Consider the following 25660-nt stretch of genomic DNA (forward strand, 5'->3'; position numbering starts at 1 on the left):
TCTGCCTCGACCCGAACCGATCACGACGACGGCGCGGTGAAGTTGCGCATGAAGTTCCGGGCTACTTCGTGAACTTTCGTGTTGGTGCGTTGGAGATCTTGGCGAGCCGTTCGAATGCCTGGTCGCTCGAGATTCCGTGGATGGCCATCAGTACGCCTTTGGCCTGGTCGATGTCGGCGCGTGACCTCAGCGCATTCTGAAGCTGGAGGACTTGGTCGTGTGCGCGCTGCCAGCGGAGTGCATTGGCGATACCGAGAGGTAGGCGTGAATTCCGGCCGCCTCTGCGGCGGAGGTGAATTCGGACCATTCTTCTCGGTGTCGGCCGACGACCGCGCGAACCGGCTCTCGTGTGTGGGCGGCTTGTAGGCAGGGCCCACGGCCAGCGGCGTACTGGCGTTCGTCGATGGCGGCGACAGCGGCGTCGGTCGTGGCAACTGTGTCCGGAACGCCATCGACGAGGCGGGTGACGCTGGCGGCATCGGCCTCGGGGAGTGCCGTGACGGCTGTGTGAGCCACTCGTTGCAAGGCCGTCTCGAGTGGTTCGCAGGCGATGGCCTCGTCGCGGCTATGGTCTCGAGGTTATGCCGTGAGGCCGTGTGCGAGGCTGTTCCTCCGGTAGTTTTCTACTGCGTCGACGACCTATTCGTCGGCGACTTCACGGTCGTCGTCCATGGGCACGGTGAAAGCCTGTTCCCACACGTCGGCCTCGGGGGCGTCCCACCTGCCGGAGGTGGGTGGTATCAGCTCCGCGACTGGGGCTGCCGACTGCTGTTGTTCGAAGCTGTCGGCCTCGGGAGCGTCCCACGACGACCGCGAAGTCACGGGCTGCTCGTCGGCGATCGAGCGGCTCCCTGCATCGATGGGGTCGGCGGGTTGTGCTTGCTCGAGCTGGTCGGCTTCCGGGACGGCATCGGAGAGGTCGATGTCCATGGTCGGTGTCCTTTCTGCTCGTAGCTGGGCGTTGTCGGCAGCGAGGCGGGTGTTGTCCCGTTGAAGTTTCTCGGTTCGACGCTCGAGGTCCAGAATTCGGCCGATCCCGGCCAGGTTGACGCCGGCCTCTATCAGCTCGGAGACCCGCTGGAGGCGTGCGAGGTCGTAGTCGCTGTAGCGGCGATTACCTCCGCTCGTGCGTGCCGGTGTGACCAGTCCGTACTGCTCGTAGAAGCGCAGCGTTTGGGCCGCGATGCCCGACAGTTCGGAGGCGACGGAGATGCCGTAGAGGCCGCGCCGGGATTTCGGAAGGATTTTCCTCGGCATAACACCTCCTCGGAAGTGGAATTCTCGCTGCCTTCGATTTACCCGATAATACCCCTCGCGCTGCAATAAACCTACATTAAATGCTGCAAGCATCTGGTCTCTCGCCGTCACCGGGGCGGCAGGTCGGGAAAGGTGGAGGTCTCGGCGTCGAGCATGGCGTTGAGCCAGACCAGGGCCTCGACCAGAGTGGTGGCCCGCACCGCTGGATCGGATTCGCGTTCGGCCGCCGCGAGCTGCGCACGGGCGGCGGCGCGATCGTCGGCCAACAACGCCAGCACCGACCGCCCTACCCGGCCCTGTCCGGGAGGCAGATCGCCGGCACCGACCGTACGGCCGGCGGTGGTTCGGACCTCGAGGACGAAGGATTCCCCATCCGCCGCCGCGCCCAGGCGCGCGACGACCACGTCCGCGAGCGCGGTGACAATCCAGGTCAGTACATCCCCGTAGAGGGCCGGCCGAGAGAGCGAACTCCCGGGCGACTGCACGAGCGGGGACAACTCCGCAGAGAGCGCCGCGTAGTCTCGATCGGCGACCAGCGCGATCAGATGTCCGGCGACAAACCTTGCCTCCGGATACGCCCGGCCACCGCCGTCCGAAGCCATGAGCGACGAATACCCATCTCGATGGGGAACACGCATCCAGGGCTGGATCAGGCAGGTCGGATCAGGCGTTCGTTACCGCACAGTCGTCAACGGTGACGCCGGACCGGACCGGCCCGGAACATCGGTGTCGGGTCGCTCGATGCGTGGTGCCGGACGCGAATAATCGTTGGTGGCATCCCGGCGCTCGGTGGCGCCACCAGGCTCTGCCGGTCGTATTCGGCGCGACGGAGCGGGTCACGGAGCACGGCGTATGCGGCCAGTAGGTGTTGCAGCGACTCGTCGGAAGGCTGGGCGTCGAGTGCGGCTTCGCGGGTGTCGGGGTGGAACTGCCGCAATCTGCGCCGGTACGCGCTGGTGATCTCGCTCTGGGTTGCAGTGCGTGGCAGCCCGAGGATGTCGTAGAAGTCGGTGCGGGTGTTCATGATCGGCGTATCTCCTTGCCGTCACCTCCACCCGCCCGCTTTCACACTCCCCAACTCTTCGTCACGTCGGAGGGGAGCGCTGTTTGGCACGGATCTCCGGTATCGGCGCCGTGGACGGAGTCCAGGGCGCCGATGGGAGTGGGAGGGGGCGAGGCGAACCGGTCGTACCCATAGTCACCAACCCGAGCAGGACGACGGCCTGCGGCGTGAGCGCCTCGGCGAGGAGGCGGTCGGAGTCGGCGAGGAGTACGTGGTACTCGATCTCCGACCACGGCCGAATCTCGCAGCTGGTCGGCTCCACAATGTAGGGACTGTTGTCTTCCGGTGTCATCGCGATCGCCCCTCCCCGGTCAGGGTCAGGCGTTGACTGCCTTCTTCTCTGTGTTGGTGCCAATTTCGATCTTGCGCGGCTTGGCCTTCTCGGCGACAGGGATGGTCAGGGTCAGCACCCCGGCGTCGTAGCGGGCCTCGATCCGGTCGGTGTCGAGGTTCTCGCCGAGGAACAGTTGCCGGCTGAACACGCCCCGTGGCCGTTCGGCCGCGACCATTTCCTTGTTCTCGTCCCGACTCGGCCGTTCGGCATGCACGGTGAGAACGTTGCGTTCGACGTCCAGGTTCAGCGAATCGGCGTCCACTCCCGGCAGGTCGAATTCGACGATGAACTTCTCACCTTCTCGCCAGGCGTCCATAGGCATCACTGCCGGGCGGGCAGCGGTACCGAGGATCGACTGGGTCAAACGATCGAGGTCGCGGAACGGATCTGTGCGCATCAACATCGTGTCCACCTCCAGAAAACCCTCTCGTTGTGACAGGTTACCTGCAGCAGATGCTGTAGATTCGTTATAGCATCTGTCGTAGTTGAAAGCAAGAGATTTGGGAAGAAAATTCCTGGTGGGAGTCCCTTTCTGATCCTCCCGGTCTCACGAAGCGGGCTGAGTCTCGATCGTCCGTAGACGCTGCTGGAACGTGCGCAGCAACAGGATCGCCGCGGTCAGCAATCCGCAGGACAAGCCGATCCACATGCCGTAGGTGTCGAGGCCGAACCCGAAGGCGAACAGAAGGCCCACCGGCAAACCCACCAGCCAGTACCCGATGAGGGTGATACCGAAACTCGAGGCCGTATCGCCCACCCCGCGCAGCAGTCCGATACCGATGTTCTGGGCGGAGTCGGCGAACTGCTGGAAGATCGCGATCGCGAGGAGCACCGTCGCGATGGACACGGCCGTGGTGTCCGAGGTGTCCATGAACAGCGACAGCACCCAGGTCGGTGCCAGGAGATACACGACACCGACGACGGCGATGACGATTGCCGCGTGCGAGAAGGCGACTCGGGCGGTCAGACGCGATTTGATCGCCTCACCGAGTCCGACGAATCGACTGACCAGGATCGACGAACCGTGTGAGATGCCCACCGACACCTGGAAGACGATGTAGGTGAGCTGGTTGACCACGGTGTGGGCGGCCAGAGCGGGAGCGCCGAAGCTGCCGATGATCACCGCGGTCACCGAGAACAGACCCGCCTCGCTGCCGTAGGTTCCGGCGATCGGGACCCCGAGGCGGAGGATCGTCCGTACGGTCTCGGGCCGGGATCGGTGGATGGCAAAGCTGAGCATCGGCGACAGCACGTCGTCGCGGCGCACCATGGCCGCGAAGATCCCGAAGGTCAGCAGGTACACCAGCGAGGTGGAGACACCGATGCCCGGCAGGCCGAGGGCGGGAAGCCCGAAGGTGCCGTAGATGAAGGCCCAGTTGAGGGCGATGTTGAAGAGCACCGACAGGATGGTGATGACGAGCAGCGCCTTGGGCCGCCGCATGCCGACGGTGAACTGGCGAATCACCTGGAACCACAAGCACGGCACCAGGCCCGGGGCGAGCGCGATGAGCATCGGCAACGCCATGTCGAGAACCTCGGCGTCCTGGCCGACGAACCGGAGACCGTAACCGAGCCCGACTAGCAGGATGCCGCCGAGGATTCCGGCGACCGTGGCGATGAGGAAGCTCGACCGGACGATGTCGCGAACTTCCTCCGCGGTGGCCTCGGACGGTGTGGTGTCGCCTGTCCGTTCACCGCGGCCGACAGCCCCGGAAATGAGGTTGCCGACGGCGGTCACCAGCCCGACGCCCATGGTGCGCAACTGGTTGAACAAGGTGATGGCCAGACCGCCTGCCGCGAGGGCCTGGATGCTGATCAAGCCCATCATGACGGTGTCGGTGGTGGTGAGCGCCACCTGCGCGAGCTGGGTCAGGGCGATCGGCGCAGAGAGATAGGCGAGTTCGCGACTGGTCTGCCGGTAATTCTGTGTGGGCGCGATGGTTCCTGTGCTTCCGTGTGTCATGCGTACTCGATCGGCGACTGCTCGCGGGCGGACCGGCTTGCCGGTACTCCGGCCGCATCGAGCTTCTCGTCCACGTGCAGCTCGGCGGCGAGGTCGAGGAGCTCGTGGCGTGTCATCCATTCGTCGTCGAAAACTGTATCAAGGTACTTCTCGCCACCGTCGCAGACGATCGTGACGACTGTGCTGCCGGCGGGCAGCGTCGGGAGAACATCGAGTGCGGCGAAGATGGCGCCGCCGGACGAACCACCGACCATGAGCCCGTTCCGCCGGGCCAGAGCCCGAGCGGTCGCGAAGGCATCGACATCGGACACCTTGACGCCCTGGTCGAGGAGCGAGTAATCGACTGCGGTTCCGATGGTGGCCCCGGGAGGAGTGCCGGTGCCCGACTGGTGGTACGGCCCACCGGGTCCCCCGAAGGCGATGGAACCGACGGGTTCGACGCCGATGACGGTGGTCGACTGCCCGAGCCGCCGCAGTTCGCGCGCCGTCCCGAACAGTGAGCCGCCGGTTCCGACCGCGCAGACCAAGGCGTCGATCGGCGAGGCCGCGTCGTCGAGGAGCTCCGCGGCGAGGGCGCGGTAGCCCACGGCGTTGCTCGGGTTGTTGTGTTGCTCGGGAAACCACCCCTCCGGATCCGCCGCGGCCATCTGCTCGGCGAGGTCCTCACGGGCCGAGGTGGCGAGCTCGGTTTCGCCGTCCTCGGTGACGAAGTGCAAGTGAGCGCCCATCGCCCGCATGGATCGCAGCTTCTCGGCGCTGGCGTGGTTGTCGACGACGGCGGTGAAGCGGTATCCGCGTTCCGCCGCGACCACAGCCAGCCCCAGTCCCGTGTTGCCCGAGGTGGATTCGATGATGTGGCCTCCGGGACGCAGCAACCCCGCGACCTCGGCATCGATCACCATCTGGCGCGCCATCCGGATTTTCATGGACCCGGTCGGATTGAACTGCTCGAGTTTGAGGAGATAGCGTGTCCCGTTTTCGAGGGTGCACAGCTGTAGCAGGGGAGTGGAACCGATCAGATCCGACACTCGGCTGACGACGCGGGCGGTAGTGGCAATGGTCTCCACTGTCTTCTCCTAATTGCTGGTGGGACGGTCGAGTTCCCAGGCGGGTCGGCCGTCGACGTATGTGATGACGACCTTGGGCGGGACGGGGGTGTCGTGAAACGCGGATTCGTTCGAGTCCATCTGGTAGCCCGCGGTGTTGTGGTACACCAGGAAATCGCCTGGGGCGGGTCGGTGCGGGAACTCGATCACTCGCCAGGTCAGCATGTCCGATTCCAGACAGGTCGCGGCCCCGACCGACGCGAAGAACGGGATCCGGTCCTCGGCGGGCGTCGTTGCGGACACCAGCTGAGGGTCGGGGAGGAATTCGGTGTCGAACCACTGTTCGGACAGGCTCAGGCTCGTGCCGTTGACGACGATCATTCCGGGATCGCGTTCCTTGACTCCCAGCACGGGGAACACGGTGATCCCGGCGCGGTCCAACAGGGCGCGACCCGGTTCGGCGAAGAATGAGATGCCGTGGTCCTGGCTGAACTGGGCCAGCGATTTCCGTCCCGGTGCGGGTTCGGTGAGGATGGCCCGCAAGGCGTGCGCTCCGGTGATCGCCGAGTGGTACGGGTAGTAGCTGTCGAAGCGCTTACCGGCATGAAATTCGTGGGCCGATTCGCCCATGAATCGCTGCCAGTCCTCCTGCGGCACATAGCTGATGGGGTACCCACCCCCCAGGCTGATCGTTCCGGCAGCGAGCCCCTGCGCGCGGGCGGCACGGAGGCGTTCGACCAGTTGGCCGGCCTGATCGCGACGCTCGGGAATGCTGTACCCGGAGAGGTGGAAGCTGTACCCGAGCATCGTCACGTCAGCCGAGCGATCGAGCGCAAGCTGTTCGGCATACCGCAATTCGTCGTCGTTCATCCCGAATCGGCTGGTCTCCGGTTGCGGAAGAACACGGAAGAGGACCCGCACGCCCAGTCCGTCGGACAGATCGGCGAGTGCCCGGAGCTCGCTCGGGGAATCGATGGTGACGACGGCGTCGTGCCGCACGGCCAGAGCGAGGAGTTCGGCCGGTTTGGCGGGGCCGGTGATCAACAGATCGCTGCCCCGCACTCCCGCCGAGAGGGCTTGGCGAAATTCTCCGGCGCTGGCCACATCGATACCGAAGGTGCCCGAACGTCCGGCGCGGCGGTCGGTGGTGACGAGGTCGGCGACGGCATCGGCGAAGGCGTTCGCCTTGTTGGCCTTCTTCCCGAAGTAGACGGTCCCGTCGACCCCTGCCTCGTCGAAGACGGCCGCGAAGCTGCGGGCGTTGCGCGAAAACTGTGCCGGGTCGAGAAGATGCACGGGCCCGCCGCCGAATCCCCGCACGAGGGCGCGCAACAGCGACCGGTCGGCGGTGACGGTGTCGGTCCAGGGGGTGGTCAATGCCGGTAGTCGCACCGACCGCAGAATGCTTCGGGTCATGACCACAACTCCAACGGGCTGCCGAGGCCCTGCTCACATGCCTTGTGTGCAAACAGGAGCCCGAGCGCGATGTCGGTGACCACGAGTCCGCTGTTGTAGGCGAACACCCGGTCCGACGCCGAAAGGCGGGGCAGCGCCCGGCCGGCCAGAATGTCGGGCAGTTCAGCATCCACCGAACGCAGGACACCGTCCGGGCCGGCCATGTCGGTACCGGTGGTACGCATCTGTTCGGCGTTGGTGGCCACCACGTAATCCGCGCCCGACAGGGTCGACGGCGACAGACCGTAACCGACGAGGATGGAGAGCGCGCCAGGGGCGAGCCAGTCGGCTTCGATCCGCGCGGGCGTCGCTTCACCGGCCACAGCGAGGATCACGTCGGCCCGGCGGGCGGATGCCTCGAGGTCGGTACTGACCGTGATCGTGCGGTCCGGGTACTGACGAGCCAATTCTTCTCGGACCGCGGCAATTCCGTCCGGATGTGTGCCGAAGAGTTCGAGGTGGGTGAACTGTGGGTGTGCGGTGAGCGCCAATGGCAGCGCGAACCGCCCCTGCGTTCCGGAACCGACGACGAGGACGGTGGACGCGCTCGGTGCCGCGCAGGCCCGGATGATCAGCCCCGATACGGCCGGTGTGCGCAGGGCGCCGATGCGTCCGCAATCCATCAGGGCGATCGGGAGTCCGGTGGCGTCGTCGTACAGCGACAGCGTGGTGTAGTAGCGCTTACTCGTACGATTCCGGTCCGGGTCGAACTTGTACGAGCTCTTGAAAGCCACGGTGGAGCTCTGCCCGTCCCGGGCGAGCATCGAGTAGGCCACCGAATGTTTGTCGGCGGGAGCGACGGTGAGCTTCCCGGGATTCGTCGACTCTCCCGCCGCCAGAGCGCTGTACGCCTGCTCGACCGCGGCGAGCACCTCACCGGGGGACACCTCGACCTTGTCGAGATCGCTCGCCGTCAGCGTCAGGATCGGATGGGGTACGCTCATCGGCTCGCGCTCCTGACGGAGTAGATCGGATGAACTCCCGACGGGTCGACGACGTCCTCACCGTACCCGTCCTCGAAGTCCTCGGCCGGGGGTCGATGCCGGCCCGGGACCCGCACGTTGATGCGCTTGAGCCACCGGTCCGTGCCGTCGTAGCGAGGTGTGAAGGGAACCCGCCCGTGCACGATGACGTCGTTGTCGATCATCAGCACCTCCCCGGCGTCGAGGGAGATCGTGCGGGCATGGCGTGCGAGTTCGTCGGACAGTCGGGCGTAGGCGCGCCGATACCGTTCGGGAGCCGTGTCGAGTGGTGTGTAGGCCGGATCGTAACGCAGGCACAGCCCGTCCTCACCGACCCAGAGTGTCGGCAGCGCAAGAGCATTGGCGCCGGGTACTGCCGTGGGCACGCCCGCCGCCGGGTTGGTCTCGTAGGAGGCGTCCGGGAGGATCGGGACCGTGGCGCTGGCGAGTTCGACGAACTCGGCGGGTTCGAGTTCCACTTCCCGGACCGAGGAGATGGTCGTGCCGATCCGGTCGTGATTACGCATCCCGCCGAGCAGAAGGAAGTGGCACCGTCCTGGGTGAAAGGCGTCCTCGGTGTGTGGTTCGAGCAGGACGGTACTGCTTGCCCCCGTCTGTTCCGTCTCGTGTCCCGGAGACGGCACGATGTTGTTGACCAGGCGACCCTCCTGCTGGCCGGACCACCCGAAGGGGGCGCCGACGACATGCGCGAGCAGCAGCATCAGCACGTCCCACTCGGCCGTCCGGTGGGGGTCCACGTCGTTCCATCGCGCGGGGGTGGGACCGATTGCCCGATCGTCGATCTCGAACCCGGACAGCACCTGGAATCCGAGTCCGCGCGGCTCCATGGTGCACGCCTCGCGAACCTCGGCGGGCAGCGTTTTCGCGATGTCCGCTGCCTCACCGATCAGATCGGGATTGTCGACGGTGCCGTACGCCGACACCACCGCCGCGAGAAGGTCTGCAGTGGCCGCCGCTCCGGCAACAGAGATGGCACGCGTGGTCAGTGTTGATGCTGTGGGCATGGAGTATCCAACTTTCGGTCAGACGATCGAGAACCGCCGTTGCTGAGAAGAAAGTGTTGTGTGAGTGCGCGATTCGAAAAGGCTCACGGCCGGAATCAGTGTATGGGAAGGCTAACCTCATTTTAGGCCAACCGAAACCTTCTGTGCGGCAGATCACACTACTGGACGGATCAACGTATTCCTATGTGGCAGTGTGGTTTAACGATTGATTACCTTTGGATTCGACGGGTCGGCGGAGCCGGTCGGCCGCGGCATATGAGCCTGATTCGACTACCCGTCCGTCGTCGATCACGAGTACGTCCCGACAGTATCGGGCCGCGAGTTCCAGATCGTGAGTGATCACGATCAAGCTCGTATGTCGCTCGTGCATCGTCCCGCGAAGCACATCCATGACGGACTGCGCGGTGGCGGCATCGAGCGCGGATGTCACCTCGTCACAGATCAGGACGTCGGGTTCCGCAGCCAGTGCGCGCGCGATCGAAATGCGTTGGCGCTGACCGCCGGAAAGTTCGGAAGGGTAACGAGCGGCGAATGCCCCGGTGAGCCCCACGGTGGCGAGCAGTGCGGTGACCGTGCTGTCGAGGTGGGCCCTTCCGCGGACACCCCGACGCCGCAAGGGCCGGGCGAGGGTATGTCCCACGGTGTGAGCGGGATTGAGTGTCGACAGCGGGTTCTGCGGGATGAGCTGTATCCGGCCGCGCAGCGACCGTGGCCGGCGGGCGATCGGTAGTCGGAGCGGGGCATCGTGAAGTCGCATCGTTCCGGTCGCCGCCGGTTCGAGGCCGGCGAGCACCCGCGCCAAAGTCGTTTTCCCGGCTCCTGATTCGCCGAGAACTGCGGTCGCCTCGCCTGGGTGGACCGAGAGATCCACGCCCTCCAGAACACCTTTTCCGCCACGGACGAGACCGAGGCCGGATGCGGACAGCACGGCGGAACCGCGTGGAGTCTCTGCCGTCGTGGCAGTGGTGTGCACCCTGGTGGTGACGGGGACGCCCAGGTGCACGGTGTGATCCGCGAGTTCGTGCAAGATTGTGGTGTCGTGACCGGACACCGCGACTGCGACACCGGTATCGGCGAGACGGCGTAGGACGTCGGCGACTTCGTGCCGCACACGCCCGTCCAATCCGGCGAACGGTTCGTCGACAAGGAGCACGTCGACACCTCGGATCAGGGCCCGGGCGAGCGCCACCCGCCGCTGCTGGCCGCCCGAGAGGGCGCCCGGACGGCGATGCAGAACCGATGCGGGTAACTGCACACGCTCCAGAACGCGGGCCGGTTCGTCGGGGTCGCGGGTGGCGGCGACTTCACGGAGCAGCGCGCCCACTCGCATGGTGGGGTTCAGGGCAGATCCGGGATCCTGTCCCACGAAGGCCAGGTGTGCCCGGCGGAGTCGGCGCAGCGGTTCGGGCTCCAACGTCAGTACGTCGTGCCCCAGAACCCGGAGACTGCCGGACTCGCGGCGGGCTCCGGGCGGAAGGTATCCGACGATTGCCTGCAGCAGTGTTGTTTTTCCCGATCCGGATTCACCGGTGATTGCGGTGACCGTGCCGGGGCGCAGGGTGATCGACCCGTCCTGCAGGAGCGGCGTCGCCGTGCCGGCGGCGGTGATGGTCAGGTGCTCGGCGACCACTGCCGGATCCGTCATACCTGCACCCCCTGCCGGCCGGTCCGGGCCGAGGCGATGGCGAGATTGACACTGACCGCGAGCAACCCGATCGCGAGGCTGGGTACGAGAACCGACCACGGGTTGAGCAGGGCCCCGGAGCTGTTCTCCCGGACCATCAGAGCCCAGTTGGAATCCCCGAGCGCCGTCGGCAATTGGAGGAATGCGGCAGTACTCACGAGGTACATCGCCTCCACGAAGCGGAGGCCGAGTTGGGTGGTCACCGTGGTGCGCAGGTTCGGTAGGACTTCGCGGAATACGAGATACGCCAGGCGCTCGCCACTCGCGGCGGCGACTTCGATGTATCCCGACGCGGCGACACCACTGGCGGCGGCGGCGAAAACCCTTGCAGTGTAGGGGGTGCCGACGACCACGGCGATCAGTACCAGGCCGGCGGCGCCCGAAGTCGGCCACGACAGCATCACGAGCAGGATCGCGAGGATCGGCGGAAGCAGCATCAGGGCGTCGGTGGACCGTTCGATGATTGCGCCGACCCGGGGCCGCAGGGCCGCTACGGTACCGATGACGGCCGCCAGCGCCGTGACGAGGACAGCGATCACCGCGGCGAGCACGAGCAGTCCCCACCCCCCGACGAGGAGGTGCGTCAGGACGTCCTGGCCGAGGTGATCAGTGCCCAAGGGCGCCGCCGCGGACGGCTCGGCGTAGGGAATGTCGACACCGGCGTCCACCGCGTGCGGTGCGAAGAAGGGGCCGAGGACGGCCAGCGCGATGACGGCGGCAGCGGGGAGCGCGAGCAACGCAGGACGCATCCAGGGCCGGCTCATGCGCGCCCCCGGACCGACCACGCGCGCAACAGGTCCGCGGCCAGCAGTACACAGGTGATAGCGGCACCGGTCAGTGCGACCACCGAAGCGACCAGTGCCGCGTCACGGTCGGCGACCGAACCGGACAGGACGGAGCCGATGCCGGGATAGTTGAAGATCGTTTCGACCACCAGCGCGCCCCCGAGCAGCATTCCGACGGAGGTGGCCAGGGAAGTGGCGATGGTCGGCAGCGCGATCGGCAGGATATGGCGTAGCAGTACGTGCCGGTGGGGCAGGCCGTCGAGGACGGCGGCGAGCACGTGCGGCGCCTGCGCGGCCTCGTGCAGGGCCGCACGCGTCACCCGAATATTCCACCCGGACTGGGGGATTGCGAGAGCGATGACGGGCAGCACCAGCATGGAGGAGTCCAGGGGGCCGCCTGCCGAATCGGTGATCGTCACGGCGGGAAACCAGCCGGTTCCCAGCGAGAAGGCAAGGACGAGCAGGGTGGCGATGACGAATTCGGGAACCGCGATCACCATCGTGGTGGCCGGTGACAGGACGCGGGCGCCGGCACTGCGCGGGCGCAACGCCCACAGAGCACCACCGAGCAGCGCCGCCATCGTGGTCAGAGCCAGTGCGAACCCCCCGAGCAGCAACGTGCTCGGGAACTTGGACGCAAGTATCTCGGTGATCGGAGTGCCACGCACGGTGGTTCCGAGATCACCGGTGAGCAGCCCCTTGAACCAGATCAGGAATCGCACCGGCAGAGCCCGGTCGAGTCCCAGGGACTGCTCGGCAGCCGAAATCTGTTCCTCGGTGGCATCGCGGCCGAGGGCTGCGCGTGCCGCGCTGCCCGGGAGGAGATCGATGGCGACGAACACGAGGACCAGGACGAGTACCAGGATCGACACCCGTTGGGCGAGCACCACCGAGACCCGTGTCCCGAGGGTGGTGAACCGACGGGCGTCGGCCGCCACGACTGTGGCGGCCGACGCGGCCGTGGTGGTGGACTCGCTCAACTCGACAGCCAGGTCTTTTCCAGTTGTACGCGTCCGTATCCGCCGAGTTGGGGCAGGCCCTGGACCTTCGAGGAGGCGACGTCGACTCCGTCGGCCATGCCCCACACCAGGTAACCGCCCCGTGCGTATTCGATCTCCTGCAGAGTGCGACTCGCCTTGGCGTAGGTGTCGTCGTCAGGAGCCGCCAGCGCCTCGAGGTAGGCGGCGTCGAACTCGGGATCGCGGAACCCGGATTCGTTCCACTTGGTGCCCGAATACATCACCTTGCTGGCGAAGAAGATGACGGAGTCGTTGGTGCCCCAGTTCGCCGTGTACAGCGGAGCCTTCAGCCAGGTTTCGTCGTAGAACGCGTTGGCATCCTGCGTGACCACGTCGATCGTCACACCGATGTCCCGGGCCTGGGTGGAGAACAGCTTCGCGGAGTCGACCTCGCCTGCAGCTTCCTCCTTGGTGAAGAGGGTGTATGTCTGGCCGGTATCGAAGCCGGCCTCGCGGAGCAGCTGCTTCGCCTTCTCGATATCGCGGCTGCGCTGTTTCAGCGACCAGTCGTAGGTGGGATCGCCGGTGCCCAGCACGTCGTTGGCGACGGTGCCGTACCCGGACGTCACCTGCTTGACCATGGCGTCTCGGTCCACGGCGAGTCGAAGTGCCTCACGCACCCGGGGATCGGCGAACGGACCGTCGGACGTGCGCATGACGATGGGGATCACGACGTCGTTGGGACGGCGTACCACCGTGAGGTTGTCGCGCCCGTCGGCGGTGCGGCCCGCCACGGCTCCGACGTTGGAAGCGAGGTCGATCTGCTGAGCAATCACCGCGTTGGCCATCGCCGTGGTGCTGTCGAAGCGCGTCACCTCGATGGCCTCGAGGAGCGGGGTGCCACCGTGCCAGTTCTCGTTGCGTACCAGGCGCGCGTTCCCGTCGCGGTACGACTCCAGCTTGAACGGTCCCGTACCCACCGGCGTGGTGAAGTCGGTGGTGTCCTTCTTCACGACGAACGTCATCAACCGCAGCAGGAGGGGAAGCTCGCGGTTCGGTGCGGCGGTGGTGATCACGACGGCCGAGGGGCCGTCGGAGACAATGTCCTCCACGGAGGCAACAGGAACCTTGGTCTCGCCGGCGATTTCTCGCAGGCGCCGCAGCGACCACACCGCGTCCTCGGAGGTCACCGGTGTTCCGTCGTGGAATGTCGCGCCCTCGGCGAGCGTGAACTTCCACTTGCGGAGATCCTCGAGCTGGGTCCATTCGGACGCAAGGCGCGGTGCCACGTTGGGGTTTTCGCCGGGGACGGTGAGGGCGTCGTATACCAGCGAGGTGATCAGGAAGTCGCTGTCATTGCTCAGCGTCTGATGGGGGTCGCGTTCGATCTTCGACGGCTGCCCCAGTGCACCGACCCGCAACGTGCCACCGGAACTGGGGTTTCCGGATCCCTCCGAAGACTCGGAGGAACTACAGGCAGCAAGGGCGATCAACGCCGTCGTGCCGAGTCCGGCAGAGATGAATTGCCGACGGGAGAAAGTCACGTGTGCACACCTTCGAGTTCAACGAACACCAACAAAGCATGGAATGCATAACCTAACTTGTCGGCGCCTGTAAACAGGGCGGTGTTTCCGGCGGGATGCGCCGCCGGGGTCTCGCATGGGTGCAGTCGCGACTGTTTCCGGTGCGCCTCCCATTCCGTCGACGCAACGCGATGCCTGGCTGAGCGGGAAAAATCCCGAACGGCGTTCAAGTCGGGCGCGGAACTGGACGAGTGACAAGGTTATGGCAGCTCGGAGTTCGACTGTGATCGAACTCACAGCACTCGACTTCGGGTGACGGAAACCGAGACTTCGGTAATCCGTACTTCGCATCACCGGGTAGCCGGCCTCGGCCTCCGGTCGCCCCGAACGTTATGTACGCGCCCGGTCACTCAGCGGGTGAGTACCTTCGGCTGCACCACGGGGGTGGTCAGTGTGCCCGAGGTGAGGAAGTCGTCGAGGTTGCGCAACGTGAGCGCCTCCATGGCGGCTCGGGTTTCGACGGTGCCGCTCGCGACGTGGGGAAGGAGGACGACGGTGTCGAGCGCCAGCAGCGCCTCGGGAGTGTGCGGCTCGTCGGTGAATACGTCGAGACCCGCCCCCGCGAGGCGTCGTTGGGTGAGCAACTCGACGAGTGCCTCTTCGTCCACGACCGTGCCGCGGGCCACGTTGATCAGATAGCCGTCGGGACCGAGCGCCTCGAGCGCGGCGCGGTCGACGAGCTTCGCGGTGCCCCGACCTCCCGCCGCTGCCACCACGAGTACGTCGACGGCGGCGGCGAGGTCCACCACCGACCCGACGTACGTGTACGCAGAGCCGGGCACCTCGTGCCGGTTGTGGTACGAGATCGAGCAACCGAATCCTTCGAGTCGGGTGGCGATCGCCGAGCCGATTCTCCCCAGTCCCACGATGCCGACCCGGGTGCCGCTCACCTTGCGGGTGAGAGGGAAGTTGCCGTCCACGGGCCACCGCCCCGCCCGCACGTAGCGGTCGGCGGCCGAGAACCCGCGAAGGGTGTCGATCAGCAACCCGACCGCGGTGTCGGCAACACAGTCGGTGAGGACGTCCGGAGTGTTACTCACTCCGATGCCGCGTTCCGCGGCGAGCGCGACATCTGTTGTGTCGTAACCGACTCCGAAGTGCACGATCGCCCCGAGGCGGGGGAGGGCGGTCATCAACGTCGCATCGACTCCGGTCCGGCCGGACGTGACCACCGCAGTGACGGACTCGGCGTGCTCGCGCAGGAAGTTCGACCGCCCCTCGCCCATGGGCAGGTCGAGTGCGTCGTACCGCTCCGTCAGCGTCGCCGCGAGGGAGGGCTTCAGCGGTCCGACCATCAGTACTCGGCCGAGGTGAACATCCTGGGCCGCAATCGAATTCGGAGAAGCCTCTGCCGTCGCCATTCAGTCCTCCTCGCACGAGGTGGAGCGAGTCTCCACGCATCGGGACACTCGAACGTTAAGCCGGGTCCCAATGCCTGTCCAACACGTAAATAACATGGACCGATACCGAAACGGCATGATTGACGGCCTCTCTGACCACGGTAAGGGGGAGCGCCACCGGATATCCGCCGGTCACGGGCCTGCCCGGGGGTGATTGCAGTCTCCTCGGCGGGTGTCGTGTGATGGGGCTCACCTGGCCTTTTGGCGCAGCAACCTCGACTTACCGCTGTTGACGCTGTTCCGGGCCGCTTCTAGCGTGTGTCTACCGTCACAGACGGGCCCTCTTCATTCGCGGACAGTCGCGACACATCCTACGGAGGACACCATGAGCCCTGCACGTTCGTTGCAGCAGGGAACCCGTTATCGCGCCGCCATTGCAGCCACAGCCGCGATGACGGTGTCGGCGCTGGCCGCCGGCTGCTCGGTGGCCAATTCGAACCACAGCGATGCCGCCAGCCCCGACACGCTGCGCATCGTGCTCCCCCAGGAGCCGCCCACGCTCGAACCCTGCGACGCGTCCCTCACCTCGACCGGTGTCGTGGTGCGGTCGAACATCACCGAACCCTTGGTCGAGCGCAACGCCGACACGGGCGACCTCGAACCGAAACTCGCCGAGTCCTGGGAGCAGACGTCCGGGAACGTGTGGACGTTCCGCATCCGTCCCGGCGTGACGTTCAGCGACGGCAGCGTGTTCGACGCCGCGGACGCCGCCTTCTCGATCGACCGGGCCGTCAACTCCACCATCGGCTGCGATGTGGACGGGTACGTCTTCGGCGACGACCCGCTGGTGGTCGCGGCGGTCGACCCCGGAACGGTAACGGTGACGACGCCCACCGCCGATCCCATCCTTCCGCTGCGGATCTCGTTCGTGGAGATGGTGCCCACCACCACGGACTCGCAGGACAAGGTGCGGGAACCCATCGGAACGGGTCCATACCGGGTGGACTACTGGGACCACGGCCAGCGCCTGTCGCTGGTCCGGAACGACACCTACTGGGGTGCGATGCCCGAGTATGCGCGCGCGATCTATCAGTGGCGCACGGAGGGCAGTGTGCGCGCCGCCATGGTCACCAACGACGAGGCGGAACTCGCCACCTACCTGGGCCCGGAAGACGGGGCTGGTGACCTGGGGGTCGCCTACCCCAACAACGAGACGACGGCGCTGCGGATGCAGGCGAACGAACCGCCGCTCGACGACTACCGCATCCGTGAGGCGATCGACTACTCCGTCAACCGCAGCGGCATCGTCAAGGCGCTCTTCCAAGGGCTCGGCGATCCGGCAGCGCAGCTGGTCGGCAGCAGCATCGTCGGGTTCGATCCGGATCTGCAGCCCACACCGTACGACCCCGGCCGGGCGGCCGCCCTCGTCGCCGAGGCGAAGGCCGACGGCGTCCCGGTCGACAAGGAAATTCGGTTGATCGGCCGCACCGGTCAGTTCCCGAAGATCAACGAGACCATCGAGGTCATCCAGAACTCGCTCAGCGAGGCAGGTCTCAACGTCAAGATCGAGATGATGGACACGGCCGGGCAGATGCAGTACCAGATCCGCCCGTTCCCCGATGCCGGTCCGGTGCTGCTGATGATCCAGCACGGCAACCAGGCGGGTGACGCGCAGTTCACCGTCGACCAGTACATGCGCAGTGACGGTTACCAAAGTTATTTCGGCACAGAGACATACGACGCGCGGATCGACGCGGCTGAAGCGCTCGTCGGGGATGCCCGCCAGGACGCCTTCGCGGCGGTTCTCGCGGACGAACCGACAGAGCTCCGCCAGTTCGCGTACATCGCGCACATGAATGCGGTGCTCGCCAAGTCGCCGTCCGTCCGGTACGAGCCGAACTCGGCGACGGGAGACGAGATGCGCTTGAGCGAGATGACCCGCGCCGACACCGATGCGAGCAGTTAACCCTCTCCCCAGCCCACCCGGAGGAATCCTGATGTCCCGACCGATACCGTCCGAAAGGCGGTGACCCGTGTTCGCATTCCTGCGCCGACGCGTGTACACCAGTCTCGTTCCACTGCTCGTCGTGCTTTTCGGTGTGTTTCTCCTCGCCCGTCTCACCGGTGATCCGACCAACCTGTACCTGCCGGTGTCGGCCACACCCGATCAGCGGGCGGAGTTCGCCGCGGAGAACGGTCTGGACAAGCCGGTCCTGAACCAGATGCTCGACTATCTCTCCGGGGTCGTCCACCTCGACTTCGGTGAGTCGCTGCGGACGGGCGAATCCGCCGCCGCCATGGCGCTCCGGGCCTTCCCCGCCACCCTCCAGCTCGCGTTCTTCACGATGCTGCTGGCGGTGATCGGTGCGGTCGTGATCGGGTGCTGGGCCGCGTACCGGCCCAACTCGCCGGCCGACCGGGTGTCGAGCCTGCTGTCGATGACCGCCGCCAGCATCCCCGACTTCTGGTTCGCCATCACCGGAGTGTGGATCTTCGCCGTGGTGCTCGGCGTGCTCCCCACGTCGGGAACGGGCAGTGCCCTGTCGTGGATCCTGCCGATCGCCACCCTGCTGATCCGACCGCTCGGCGTGCTCACCCAGGTGGTGCGCGGTGCGATGGTGTCCGCGCTCTCCGCACCATACGTACGTCTTGCCCGCAGCAAGGGCGCCGGCGACCTGCGGGTGGTCACCCACCATGCGCTGCGCAACGCGGCCGCACCCGCTCTCACGGTGGCCGGCGACCTCACCGTCGGCCTGGTCAACGGCGCCGTGGTGGTCGAGGCGATCTTCGGGTGGCCCGGCATCGGCAAGCTGATGATCGACGCGATTCTGCAGCGCGACTTCGCGGTGCTGCAGGCCGCGGTCCTCGTCACCGCGGTCAGCATCTTCGTGCTCAACATCCTGATCGACGCCGGGTATGCGCTTCTCGACGCGCGTGTCCGCGAGAAGTCCAAGGTCTAGGAGGCCGCCGACATGTCCATCGACAACCCTCCCCGGGTGGACGAGCCCACCGCAGTCCCGTTGCCGAGCGAACCGGTCCCGACCGCGCCCGGCAGGCCGGAGAAATCCGCGGCAGGGAAGATGCCGCTGTGGCGGCTGCTGCTGCGTGACCGGATGGCCACGGTGGCCGCGGCGATCCTGGTCCTCGTGTTCCTGGTGGCCGTCTTCGGTCCCTGGCTCGTCGGTGACGCGGCCACGGACCAGGACCTCGAGAAATCCACCCTCGCGCCCTTCGACGTGACCAACGGCTGGATGAACATCCTCGGCACCGATCCGCTCGGCCGCAGCATGCTCGCCCGGCTCGTCGTCGCGTGCCGCACCACTCTTCTCGTGGCACTACCAGCGGTCGCGCTGTCCTGCGTCATCGGCTCGCTGGTCGGCATGTGGGCCGGTTACCACCGTGGATGGCGTGAGACGACGGCGATGCGAGTCGCCGACGTCATCATGAGCTTCCCCTCCCTGCTGATGGCCGTGGTGGTGCTGTACGTCTTCTCACCGAGTGCGGCGAACATCGTTCTGGTGCTGGCCATTACCCGCATTCCGATCTACCTGCGCACCGCCCGCGCCGAGTCGGCAGAACTGCAGAGCCGGTTGTTCGTCGACGCCGCACGGACTTTCGGCGCTCGCAGCGGAGCAATCATCAGGCGGCACGTGTTCCCGATCCTCCTGCCGACTCTCCTGACCGTCGCGACCCTCGACTTCTGCTACGTGATGCTCGCCGAATCGTCACTGAGCTTCCTCGGCATCGGCATCCAGCCACCGGACATCAGCTGGGGCCTCATGGTGTCGCAGGGCCGCACGTACCTGCAGACCGCGTGGTGGCTGTCGTTCTTCCCCGGACTGGCCATCGTGATCACGACGGTGTCGGCCACCGTACTGGCGGCGTGGGCGCGCATCGCCACCGACCCGGGTCAGCGCTGGCGCCTGACCGTGCCCCGCTCGCGCCGTTCGCGCCTTCTCCCCACCCGAAAGGTTGTCTCATGAGCGCACCCGCAGCAGCCGTCGAATCTCCCGAGGTCGCAGAGACCGACCGTGTGGCCCTCCAGGTCTCGGATCTGACCGTCGACCTGCGTACCCCCGCAGGGACCGTCCGGGCCGTCGACACGGTGTCGTTCACCGCCCGCCGTGGTGAGACGCTCGCCCTGCTGGGCGAATCCGGGTGTGGCAAATCGATGACCGCCCAGGCGCTCGTCGGTCTGCTCGAGCCGATCGCGGACATCACCAGCGGTTCGGTGCGCCTCGGGGAGGTGGACCTCGTCACCGCAAACACCAAGACCCGCCGCGCCCTGGCCGCCACCGAACTCGCCATCGTCTTCCAGGACGCACTGACCGCGCTGAACCCGGTCTATACCGTCGGTAAGCAACTGGCAGAGCCGTTTCGGCTTCACCGCGGTATGACGGCGAAACAGGCTCGTCGGGAGGCGATCGCCTTGATGCGCCGGGTGGGCATCCCCGAACCCGACTCCCGCGCCGACTCGTACCCGCACCAGTTCTCCGGGGGCATGCGCCAGCGACTGCTGATCGCCATGGCCGTCGCGCTCAGCCCGTCGGTACTGCTCGCCGACGAGCCGACCACCGCGTTGGACGTCACCGTGCAGGCACAGATCATGTCCCTGCTGCGCGACCTGCGCAGCGAACACGACATGGCGGTCGTCCTCATCACCCACGACCTCGCTCTCGTCGCCGAGGAAGCCGACCGCGTCGCAATCATGTACGCCGGCAACGTGGTCGAGACCGGCCCGGTGTCCGAGGTATTCGCCCACCCGCGCCACCCGTATACCAAAGGCCTACTCGATTCGGTCCCGGTGCGCGCGGTGCGCGGAGAAGATCTGAAGTCCATCGGCGGCACACCGCCGGACCTGCATTCCATTCCCTCGGGCTGTGTCTACCAGGCCCGGTGCCCGCTGGCCCGCGATCTCTGCCGCACAACCCGGCCACCGCTCGAGAAGGTCCGAGGAGCCGGTCGCCGATCCGCATGTCATTTCCCCGAGGAGGTAACCGGTGTCTGAGTCGATACTCGAGGTGCGGGGGCTGACCAAAACTTTCAAGGTCCCCGCCAACAAGGCAGGCAAGAACCAGCTACGCGCACTCGACGGCATCCACCTCGACCTGGCTCGCGGTGAAACCCTCGGCCTGGTGGGCGAATCCGGTTGCGGCAAATCCACTCTCGCCCGCACGTTGATGATGCTCGAGCGCCCGGACTCCGGTTCGGTGACGTGGGACGGAGTCGACCCGTTCTCGCTGCGGGGCAAGGATCTACTGGCCCTACGCCGCCGCGTGCAGATGGTGTTCCAGGATCCGTACGCCTCGCTGAACTCCCGCATGTCGGCGGGCGAGATCATCGCGGAACCGTGGCGAACCCACAAGGATCTGTACAAGTCGGGTCGGGACCGCACCGCGCGGGTGCGGGAACTGCTGCAGCTCGTCGGGCTACGGGCGAGTGACGAGAACCGGTATCCGCAGGAGTTCTCCGGCGGGCAGCGTCAGCGGCTCGGCATCGCACGCGCCCTGGCCCTGAACCCGAGCGTCGTCATCTGCGACGAACCGGTGTCGGCACTCGACCTCTCGGTGCAGGCCCAGGTGCTGAACCTGCTGGGCGATCTGCAGAAGCAGCTCGGAATCTCGTACGTGTTCATCTCCCACGACCTGTCCGTGGTCCGGCACGTCGCCGATCGGGTGGCGGTGATGTACCTCGGGCGGATCGTGGAGACGGGTGCGACGGACGCCGTGTTCGACCGGCCGGCGCACCCCTACACGGAGGCGCTGATGTCCGCGGCGCCCAAGCTGGACGCCGCCTCGCGGAAACACCGGATCATTCTCGACGGCGAGGTGCCCTCGCCGCTGAACCCGCCGTCCGGCTGCCGGTTCCGCACCCGCTGCGCCCACGCGACCGACATCTGCGCGAGCACGATCCCTCCGAAGGCCGTTGACGTGCGAGAGGCACACCACGTCGCCGAATGTCACCACCCCCGCGGTCGTGCGGAACTGGGCATGCCACTCGCGGTCGGGTGAGCGGGGCGGCCGGGGACGACAGCTGACGTGATGCACGATGTGCATCGTTCGATGCTCAACAAGTCTTGGACATGTATCAATCGGGCCACTTAGAGTTTTGGCTGTGAGGCGCCTCACGGGCGGCGCTGCGCTGTGAAGGAAGGTTTTCGGAGATGAGTACAACGAGCACCACGCCGGTCGTCACCGACATGCGTGTGGTCCCGATTGCAGGTCGAGACAGTATGTTGCTGAACCTCTCCGGCGCGCATGCCCCGTACTTCACCCGCAACCTGGTGATCCTCACCGATTCCGACGGCAACGTCGGCGTGGGAGAGGTGCCCGGCGGTGAACCGATCCGGCGCACTCTCGAGGACGCCCGCCCGATCGTGACGGGTCGCAGCATCGGCGAGTACAACGCCGTCCTCGCCGACATGCGCCGGACGTTCGTGGATCGGGACGCCGCCGGACGCGGCAATCAAACGTTCGACCTGCGTGTGGCGATTCACGCCGTGACCGCGGTCGAGTCGGCCCTGCTGGATCTCCTCGGCAGGCACCTCGGTGTCCCGGTCGCGGGCCTGCTCGGTGACGGCAAGCAACGGGACCGCGTGCAGGCGCTCGGGTACCTCTTCTTCATCGGCGATCGGACGGCGACCGACCTCGACTACCTGTCCGGTGAGGGCGAGTCCGACGAGTGGCTTCGTCTGCGGCACGAGGAGGCGCTGACCCCGGATGCCATCGTCCGCCTCGCCGAGGCGGCCCATGCACGTTATGGTTTCGAGGATTTCAAGCTGAAGGGTGGGGTGCTCGCCCCGCGCGAAGAGGCGGCGGCGGTCACCGCGCTGGCCGAACGGTTCCCCTCCGCACGCATCACGCTCGACCCCAACGGCGGCTGGTTGCTGGCGGAAGCGATCGAGACGTGCCGGGGATTGCGTGACGTCCTCGCGTACGCGGAGGATCCGGTGGGTCCCGAGGGCACTTTCTCCGGTCGCGAAGTGATGAGTGAATTCAAGCGGGCAACCGGACTGCCGACGGCCACGAACATGATCGCCACCGACTGGCGGGAGTTGGGCCACACCATCCGCTCCGGCGCCGTCGACATTCCCCTGGCCGACCCACACTTCTGGACGCTGGCGGGTTCGGTTCGGGTGGCGCAACTGTGTGACGCCTGGGGGCTGACGTGGGGTTCGCATTCCAACAATCACTTCGACGTCTCCCTCGCCATGTTCACCCATGTGGCAGCGGCCGCACCCGGTGACATCACCGCCATCGACACGCACTGGATCTGGCAGGACGGGCAGCGGATCACGAAGGCGCCGTTCGCCATCGATGACGGATACCTGACCGTGCCGACCACGCCCGGTCTCGGTGTGGAGCTCGACATGGATCGGGTGGAAGCGGCGCACGAACTGTATCTCCGTGAAGGTCTGGGCGCCCGAGACGATTCGGTGGGCATGCAGTTCCTCGTGCCGAACTGGACTTTCGACAGCAAGCGGCCCGCACTGGTACGCGGCCGGTGAAGATCGTCGTCGGCGACCGGAACCTGCTGCCACACAAGGAGCTGTTCGAATCCGGGCTGCCGTCCGGGGCTTCCGTGTCCTGGCATCGGAGGTTCGACGAACCGGCGATCGTCGCCGATGTGGCCGACGCCGACGTGTACGTGGGTGGCCGGTTCACCGCCGCGATGGCCGCCGCCGCACCGAAACTCCGTCTGGTGCACGTAGCGGGCGCGGGCACCGACAAGGTCGACTTCGATGCCCTCCCCACTGACACCCTGGTGGCCAACACCTTTCATCACGAAGACTCCATCGCCGAATACATCGTGTCGGCGGCGGTCCTGCTGCGACGCGGACTGCTCGATCAGGATCGTGCGCTGCGCGGCGACCGATGGGCCAGCTCCGTGTACGACGACGCGATCCCGCAGCCGGCGTCGATGCACGACGCGCGCATCGGATTCGTCGGGTTCGGTCACATCGGCAGGCGGTCGTGGAACCTGCTTCGAGCATTCGGTTCGTCCGGCTGCGCCGTCACCGGCCGGGGACGTGTCGACGCCGGTGCGGAAGGACTCGTGTGGGCGGGTGACCACTCGTCGCTGCTGCGCCTGATGTTCGAGTCCGACATCGTGGTGGTGTCGGCGCCGCTGAACTCCGCGACCCGCGGGATGATCAGCACCGCGGAATTGGCGGCACTGGGAGCCGGTGGCGTGGTGATCAACGTCGGCCGCGGCCCGCTGATCCAAGAACAGGCGCTCTACGACGCTCTCGCGACGGGCGTCATCGCCTCGGCCGCGGTAGACGTCTGGTACGCCGACCCCGGCCCGAACGGCCGGGGCGCCCCGGCCGCGCACCCGTTCCGGGAACTGCGGAACCTTCTCATGACACCGCATTCCTCCGGCGTCACCCGGCACACCTTCGTCGGACGGGTCCGGGACATCACCGACAACATCCGCCGGCTCGACGCCGGGCAGACCGTTCTGCGCACCGTCCGCCCCGGTTAGAACCTCCGGGCCTGTGACTTGGCCCACGGAACAGGTAGGTTATGTGTAACCGCAGAAACTACTAACCAGTAGGGGTACGTCATGCCTGTTCCGTCCGCCGCCACATTCGCGCGGCTCGCTGATCTCATCGCCATCCCCGAGGCGGCGGATCGTCCGACCCGTTCCGTCGTCGAGGCATTCACGGGCAAGGAACTGGCGACCGTCCCGATCGGTACCGCCCAGGACGCCGTGGACGCCATCGCTCGTGCCCGGGTCGCGCAGAAGGACTGGGCACAGCGGCCGGTCACCGAACGGGCCGCCATCTTCCACCGGTACCGCGAACTGGTGCTCGAGAACCGCGACGCCCTGATGGACATGGCGCAGGCAGAGACCGGAAAGTCCCGAACGGCCGCCCAGGAGGAGATCCTCGACATCTCGATGACGGCCCGCCACTACGCGCGCGTCGCACCGAAGCTGCTCCGCCCCCGCCGCGTCTCCGGGATGCTGCCGGTGCTCACCAAGACCGTGGTGCGATACCAGCCCAAGGGCGTCGTCGGCGTCATCTCTCCCTGGAACTACCCGATGACCCTCGCGGTGTCCGACGCCATCGCGGCCCTCCTCGCCGGCAATGCGGTGGTGCTCAAGCCGGACAGTCAGACGCCGTACTGCGCGCTGGCCTGCGTCGACCTGCTCTACAAGGCGGGACTTCCGCGTGACCTGTTCGCGGTGGTCCCCGGGCCGGGCTCGGTCGTCGGCACGGCGCTCGTCGAGAACACCGAGTACGTGATGTTCACGGGGTCCTCGCAGACCGGGCAGCTTCTCGCCGAGCAGGCCGGTCGCCGGCTCATCGGTTTCTCGGCCGAACTCGGGGGCAAGAACCCGATGATCGTCACGGCCGGTGCTAACCTCCGCGAGGTCACCGATGCCGCCGTGCGCGCCTGCTACTCCAACTCGGGCCAGCTGTGCATCTCGATCGAGCGCATCTACGTGGAAGAATCCATCGCCCCCGAGTTCACCCGCATGTTCGGTGAGCGGGTGCGCAACATGTCACTGGGCGCCGGCTACGACTTCGGCATCGAAATGGGCAGCCTGGTGTCGGAGGCGCAGGTGAAGGCGGTGTCCAGCCACGTCGACGACGCCGTGGTCAAGGGTGCCACCGTGGTGGCCGGCGGCAAGGCGCGCCCCGATCTCGGACCGCTGTTCTACGAGCCGACCGTCCTCACCGGAGTTCCCGAGGACGCCGAGTGCTACCGCGAGGAAACGTTCGGACCGCTGGTGTCGGTGTACCCGGTGGCGAACGTCGACGAGGCGATCGAACGTGCCAACGACACCGAATACGGGCTCAACGCCAGCGTATGGGCGGGAACCAAGGCGGAGGGTGAGGCCATCGCGGCGCGTATTCACGCCGGAACGGTCAACGTCGACGAGGGCTATGCCCCCGCCTGGGGCAGCACAGGCGCGCCGATGGGCGGCATGGGAGTGTCCGGGGTCGGGCGCCGCCACGGTGCGGACGGGCTCCTCAAGTACACCGAACCCCAGACCATCGCCACCACCCGCATTCTCAATCTCGGCGGACCACGCGGATTGCCGCCCAAGGTGTGGGCCAAGATCATGCCGCCGTTCGTGAAGGCGCTGCAGTACGTGCCGGGACGCTGACTCTCACCCCAGGGTGGTCGTTCACCACCCTGGGGTGCCTGTCGTCGGTGGACGCTCGGGTGGAGGCTGTGGGTGATGGTTACAC

General features: G+C 66.6%; 23 protein-coding genes and 1 pseudogene. 8 read left to right on the top strand and 16 right to left on the bottom strand.

Annotated features, from left to right (window positions below):
* Positions 1 to 61: 61 nt before the first annotated feature.
* The 16 genes and pseudogenes from ACH49N_RS08090 to ACH49N_RS08165 form a co-directional block, all read right to left on the bottom strand.
* Positions 62 to 307, bottom strand: coding sequence for an ANTAR domain-containing protein (locus ACH49N_RS08090; RefSeq protein ID WP_358271906.1), 246 nt, complete (start codon positions 305 to 307; stop codon positions 62 to 64).
* Positions 308 to 933: 626 nt separating this feature from the next.
* Positions 934 to 1257, bottom strand: a pseudogene (locus ACH49N_RS08095) (MerR family transcriptional regulator); the annotation flags it as partial.
* A 107-nt stretch (positions 1258 to 1364) separates the two neighbouring features.
* Positions 1365 to 1859 (bottom strand): hypothetical protein, encoded by a 495-nt coding sequence (locus ACH49N_RS08100; RefSeq protein ID WP_208963023.1) that lies wholly within the window; start codon positions 1857 to 1859, stop codon positions 1365 to 1367.
* Positions 1860 to 1945: 86 nt separating this feature from the next.
* Positions 1946 to 2281 (bottom strand): J domain-containing protein, encoded by a 336-nt coding sequence (locus tag ACH49N_RS08105; RefSeq protein WP_358271904.1) that lies wholly within the window; start codon positions 2279 to 2281, stop codon positions 1946 to 1948.
* Between the two features lie 61 nt (positions 2282 to 2342).
* Positions 2343 to 2612, bottom strand: a complete 270-nt coding sequence (locus ACH49N_RS08110) for a hypothetical protein (protein WP_358271902.1) — start codon at positions 2610 to 2612, stop codon at positions 2343 to 2345.
* Positions 2613 to 2637: 25 nt separating this feature from the next.
* Positions 2638 to 3057: an Hsp20/alpha crystallin family protein gene (locus ACH49N_RS08115; RefSeq protein ID WP_208963022.1), complete on the bottom strand. Its 420-nt coding sequence runs from the start codon at positions 3055 to 3057 to the stop codon at positions 2638 to 2640.
* A gap of 144 nt (positions 3058 to 3201) precedes the next feature.
* Positions 3202 to 4617, bottom strand: coding sequence for an MATE family efflux transporter (locus ACH49N_RS08120; RefSeq protein WP_358271899.1), 1416 nt, complete (start codon positions 4615 to 4617; stop codon positions 3202 to 3204).
* Positions 4614 to 5684 (bottom strand): cysteine synthase family protein, encoded by a 1071-nt coding sequence (locus ACH49N_RS08125; RefSeq protein WP_358271897.1) that lies wholly within the window; start codon positions 5682 to 5684, stop codon positions 4614 to 4616. The genes ACH49N_RS08120 and ACH49N_RS08125 overlap by 4 nt, the downstream gene beginning before the upstream one ends.
* A 9-nt stretch (positions 5685 to 5693) precedes the next feature.
* Positions 5694 to 7079 carry an alanine racemase gene (locus tag ACH49N_RS08130; RefSeq protein ID WP_358271895.1) on the bottom strand — a complete coding sequence of 462 codons (1386 nt, stop codon included), beginning with the start codon at positions 7077 to 7079 and terminating at the stop codon, positions 5694 to 5696.
* Positions 7076 to 8062: an ornithine cyclodeaminase family protein gene (locus ACH49N_RS08135; protein WP_358271893.1), complete on the bottom strand. Its 987-nt coding sequence runs from the start codon at positions 8060 to 8062 to the stop codon at positions 7076 to 7078. Before ACH49N_RS08135 ends, ACH49N_RS08130 begins: the two co-directional genes overlap by 4 nt.
* A complete protein-coding gene (locus ACH49N_RS08140; protein WP_358271892.1) occupies positions 8059 to 9105 on the bottom strand; it encodes a TauD/TfdA family dioxygenase in 1047 nt (348 codons plus the stop codon). The genes ACH49N_RS08135 and ACH49N_RS08140 overlap by 4 nt, the downstream gene beginning before the upstream one ends.
* Before the next feature lie 181 nt (positions 9106 to 9286).
* Complete coding sequence (locus ACH49N_RS08145; RefSeq protein WP_358271890.1) at positions 9287 to 10750, bottom strand: ATP-binding cassette domain-containing protein; 1464 nt, start codon at positions 10748 to 10750, stop codon at positions 9287 to 9289.
* Positions 10747 to 11553: an ABC transporter permease subunit gene (locus ACH49N_RS08150; RefSeq protein ID WP_358271888.1), complete on the bottom strand. Its 807-nt coding sequence runs from the start codon at positions 11551 to 11553 to the stop codon at positions 10747 to 10749. The genes ACH49N_RS08145 and ACH49N_RS08150 overlap by 4 nt, the downstream gene beginning before the upstream one ends.
* Positions 11550 to 12554: an ABC transporter permease gene (locus tag ACH49N_RS08155; RefSeq protein ID WP_358271886.1), complete on the bottom strand. Its 1005-nt coding sequence runs from the start codon at positions 12552 to 12554 to the stop codon at positions 11550 to 11552. The genes ACH49N_RS08150 and ACH49N_RS08155 overlap by 4 nt, the downstream gene beginning before the upstream one ends.
* The gene (locus ACH49N_RS08160) at positions 12551 to 14077 is read right to left on the bottom strand and encodes an ABC transporter substrate-binding protein (RefSeq protein ID WP_208963016.1); all 1527 of its coding nucleotides are present in this window, start codon (positions 14075 to 14077) and stop codon (positions 12551 to 12553) included. Before ACH49N_RS08160 ends, ACH49N_RS08155 begins: the two co-directional genes overlap by 4 nt.
* 389 nt (positions 14078 to 14466) lie before the next feature.
* The gene (locus ACH49N_RS08165) at positions 14467 to 15477 is read right to left on the bottom strand and encodes a 2-hydroxyacid dehydrogenase (RefSeq protein WP_358271885.1); all 1011 of its coding nucleotides are present in this window, start codon (positions 15475 to 15477) and stop codon (positions 14467 to 14469) included.
* Between the two features lie 364 nt (positions 15478 to 15841).
* On the opposite strand from ACH49N_RS08165, the gene ACH49N_RS08170 reads away from it, so the two are divergent.
* From ACH49N_RS08170 to ACH49N_RS08205, 8 genes are all read left to right on the top strand, one after another.
* Positions 15842 to 17422, top strand: a complete 1581-nt coding sequence (locus ACH49N_RS08170; protein ID WP_358271884.1) for an ABC transporter substrate-binding protein — start codon at positions 15842 to 15844, stop codon at positions 17420 to 17422.
* A 67-nt stretch (positions 17423 to 17489) separates the two neighbouring features.
* On the top strand, positions 17490 to 18416 hold the full coding sequence (locus ACH49N_RS08175; protein WP_358271882.1) for an ABC transporter permease: 927 nt from the start codon (positions 17490 to 17492) through the stop codon (positions 18414 to 18416).
* A gap of 12 nt (positions 18417 to 18428) precedes the next feature.
* Positions 18429 to 19439 carry an ABC transporter permease gene (locus tag ACH49N_RS08180; protein WP_358271880.1) on the top strand — a complete coding sequence of 337 codons (1011 nt, stop codon included), beginning with the start codon at positions 18429 to 18431 and terminating at the stop codon, positions 19437 to 19439.
* Entirely contained in the window at positions 19436 to 20464 is a 1029-nt protein-coding gene (locus tag ACH49N_RS08185) for an ABC transporter ATP-binding protein (protein ID WP_208963011.1), read from the top strand. The genes ACH49N_RS08180 and ACH49N_RS08185 overlap by 4 nt, the downstream gene beginning before the upstream one ends.
* Positions 20457 to 21467 (top strand): dipeptide ABC transporter ATP-binding protein, encoded by a 1011-nt coding sequence (locus ACH49N_RS08190; protein ID WP_358271878.1) that lies wholly within the window; start codon positions 20457 to 20459, stop codon positions 21465 to 21467. The genes ACH49N_RS08185 and ACH49N_RS08190 overlap by 8 nt, the downstream gene beginning before the upstream one ends.
* A 152-nt stretch (positions 21468 to 21619) precedes the next feature.
* A complete protein-coding gene (gudD, locus tag ACH49N_RS08195) occupies positions 21620 to 22963 on the top strand; it encodes a glucarate dehydratase (protein ID WP_358271876.1) in 1344 nt (447 codons plus the stop codon).
* Positions 22960 to 23940 (top strand): 2-hydroxyacid dehydrogenase, encoded by a 981-nt coding sequence (locus ACH49N_RS08200; RefSeq protein WP_358271874.1) that lies wholly within the window; start codon positions 22960 to 22962, stop codon positions 23938 to 23940. Before gudD ends, ACH49N_RS08200 begins: the two co-directional genes overlap by 4 nt.
* Before the next feature lie 81 nt (positions 23941 to 24021).
* Positions 24022 to 25575 carry a succinic semialdehyde dehydrogenase gene (locus ACH49N_RS08205; protein WP_159918689.1) on the top strand — a complete coding sequence of 518 codons (1554 nt, stop codon included), beginning with the start codon at positions 24022 to 24024 and terminating at the stop codon, positions 25573 to 25575.
* Positions 25576 to 25660: the final 85 nt, after the last annotated feature.

Source organism: Rhodococcus sp. NPDC019647, from assembly GCF_044389235.1.
GTDB classification, from domain to species: domain Bacteria; phylum Actinomycetota; class Actinomycetes; order Mycobacteriales; family Mycobacteriaceae; genus Rhodococcus_F; species Rhodococcus_F oxybenzonivorans.

What these genes read in the sequence shown, in the direction of transcription:
- ACH49N_RS08110 (WP_358271902.1), bottom strand. Translation starts at nt 2,612, where the DNA reads ATGACACCGGAAGACAACAGTCCCTACATTGTGGAGCCGACCAGCTGC.
- ACH49N_RS08165 (WP_358271885.1), bottom strand. Translation starts at nt 15,477, where the DNA reads ATGGCGACGGCAGAGGCTTCTCCGAATTCGATTGCGGCCCAGGATGTT.
- ACH49N_RS08120 (WP_358271899.1), bottom strand. Translation starts at nt 4,617, where the DNA reads ATGACACACGGAAGCACAGGAACCATCGCGCCCACACAGAATTACCGG.
- gudD (WP_358271876.1), top strand. Translation starts at nt 21,620, where the DNA reads ATGAGTACAACGAGCACCACGCCGGTCGTCACCGACATGCGTGTGGTC.
- ACH49N_RS08180 (WP_358271880.1), top strand. Translation starts at nt 18,429, where the DNA reads ATGTCCATCGACAACCCTCCCCGGGTGGACGAGCCCACCGCAGTCCCG.
- ACH49N_RS08140 (WP_358271892.1), bottom strand. Translation starts at nt 9,105, where the DNA reads ATGCCCACAGCATCAACACTGACCACGCGTGCCATCTCTGTTGCCGGA.
- ACH49N_RS08105 (WP_358271904.1), bottom strand. Translation starts at nt 2,281, where the DNA reads ATGAACACCCGCACCGACTTCTACGACATCCTCGGGCTGCCACGCACT.
- ACH49N_RS08115 (WP_208963022.1), bottom strand. Translation starts at nt 3,057, where the DNA reads ATGTTGATGCGCACAGATCCGTTCCGCGACCTCGATCGTTTGACCCAG.
- ACH49N_RS08170 (WP_358271884.1), top strand. Translation starts at nt 15,842, where the DNA reads ATGAGCCCTGCACGTTCGTTGCAGCAGGGAACCCGTTATCGCGCCGCC.
- ACH49N_RS08090 (WP_358271906.1), bottom strand. Translation starts at nt 307, where the DNA reads ATGGTCCGAATTCACCTCCGCCGCAGAGGCGGCCGGAATTCACGCCTA.
- ACH49N_RS08150 (WP_358271888.1), bottom strand. Translation starts at nt 11,553, where the DNA reads ATGAGCCGGCCCTGGATGCGTCCTGCGTTGCTCGCGCTCCCCGCTGCC.
- ACH49N_RS08185 (WP_208963011.1), top strand. Translation starts at nt 19,436, where the DNA reads ATGAGCGCACCCGCAGCAGCCGTCGAATCTCCCGAGGTCGCAGAGACC.
- ACH49N_RS08130 (WP_358271895.1), bottom strand. Translation starts at nt 7,079, where the DNA reads ATGACCCGAAGCATTCTGCGGTCGGTGCGACTACCGGCATTGACCACC.
- ACH49N_RS08135 (WP_358271893.1), bottom strand. Translation starts at nt 8,062, where the DNA reads ATGAGCGTACCCCATCCGATCCTGACGCTGACGGCGAGCGATCTCGAC.
- ACH49N_RS08145 (WP_358271890.1), bottom strand. Translation starts at nt 10,750, where the DNA reads ATGACGGATCCGGCAGTGGTCGCCGAGCACCTGACCATCACCGCCGCC.
- ACH49N_RS08205 (WP_159918689.1), top strand. Translation starts at nt 24,022, where the DNA reads ATGCCTGTTCCGTCCGCCGCCACATTCGCGCGGCTCGCTGATCTCATC.
- ACH49N_RS08100 (WP_208963023.1), bottom strand. Translation starts at nt 1,859, where the DNA reads ATGGCTTCGGACGGCGGTGGCCGGGCGTATCCGGAGGCAAGGTTTGTC.